This is a genomic window from Polyangium spumosum (assembly GCF_009649845.1).
Taxonomy (GTDB): Bacteria; Myxococcota_A; Polyangia; order Polyangiales; family Polyangiaceae; genus Polyangium; species Polyangium spumosum.
Genome location: NZ_WJIE01000055.1, coordinates 1 through 1,393, shown reverse-complemented (window position 1 = coordinate 1,393; position 1,393 = coordinate 1). Strand labels below are relative to the sequence as shown.

Below are 1,393 nucleotides of genomic sequence, written 5' to 3'. Positions count from 1 at the left end.
GAGTGCGCCTCACGCCGCGGCGAAGACGCCGCGACGCGAGGCGCGAGCTGCCGCTGTTGTAGCCGCACCCTCATAGAATTCACGACGGCGCTGTCTCGTTCGCGTTGACACGTTCCGCCCCGCCGGCATCGTCCCCGCCGTCCGTGACCCAGACGCAGACGGTAAACGTCGTCGTCGGACCGACCAGCAAGCTCGAATCCCTCGAAGACGTCGACACGAAGCAGCACACGGCCAAGACCATTCGATATACTGCCAGGTCCGAGGAGTTCCACTTCCCGGGCCCGGCGCGAAAGCCTCGCGGGAAGAGGAGGTCCAAGCCATGACCCACGCCGAACCCAGCGCGCCCTCAGACGAGCCGGCGGATCTCGGCGGCCATCCTCTGTTTCCTCGGCCGGAAACCGAGTTAGGTCCCGATCCGCGAAGATTCGACCTCATCCAGATCGTCCGCATCCTTCCGGACAAGACGCGAGAGGTCTGCCCGACGGCATGGAAGGGATCCGAGCTGCGAACCTGGCAGCAGATCGTCGACCTGTACGGGGGTGAGTGCTAGTATCAGCTCAATGCAATCTGCGCAAAGTCGCACAGATACACGGCAAAGGGCGAGATGCACTATTTCGCAGGCCCGGCGCGGAAGCCCTTCGTCCAGGAGCCGCAGGCGCCCCGACCGGCGCCCGTTGCTGCGCCTGCCATCAACCCGGCTGCCGTGCCGCCTTATTACTATGCCCCGCCTGCGCCTTCGCCCGCGCCTGCTCCCGTCGCCGCGCCAGCGATGGGGGCGGAGTTCATGGGCCTGGTCAAGGTCGTTCTCGAAACGATGCGCTCGATCCTCGACAGCACGAAGCAGCCACCACCACCGCCACAGGGAAACCAGACTCTCGAAGTCGTACGCGAGATCCTCCCGCTCCTCCAGCAGCAGCCGCAATCCAACTCGACGCTCGAAGTCGTGCGCGAGATCGTGCCGCTGCTCCGCGGAAACGACGCCGGCAAGCCGAGCGGCGGGGCCGGGTACGAGCGAGGGATGGAGCGCGGGATCGAGATCGCGAAGAACCTCGGTGGTGGCAATGGCAGCGGGGGAGGAGACGAGTTCGGCGAGATCGCCAAGCTCCTCACCCTCGTAAAGACCGCGACCGCTGCGAATACGCCGCCGCCGCCCCCGCCCCCGCCTCCCCCGCCGAATCCGTGGCCCATGGCGACGCCGATGTCCTGGGAGGGCTGGGAGATGATCCAGACCCCTATGGGGATGGTCTTGAGGCAGGCCACTTCGCCCGCGCAGTCCGCGCCTGCGCCGCCCGCGCCGCCCGCGCCGCCCGCGCCCGCGCCTGCGCAGCCCCCGCCGCCCGCGCCCGCGCCGCCCGCACCCGTCGAGCTCCCGCAGCTCGAGCCCGTGGCGCCC

At 68.6% G+C, this 1,393-nt stretch carries 1 protein-coding gene and 1 pseudogene; both read left to right on the top strand.

Going from position 1 to position 1,393, the window contains the following annotated elements; translation table 11 throughout:
- The first annotated feature begins 319 nt into the window (after positions 1 to 319).
- Positions 320 to 550: a hypothetical protein gene (locus tag GF068_RS43215; protein ID WP_153825426.1), complete on the top strand. Its 231-nt coding sequence runs from the start codon at positions 320 to 322 to the stop codon at positions 548 to 550.
- A gap of 54 nt (positions 551 to 604) precedes the next feature.
- Positions 605 to 1,393: pseudogene (locus GF068_RS46800) on the top strand (hypothetical protein); the annotation flags it as partial.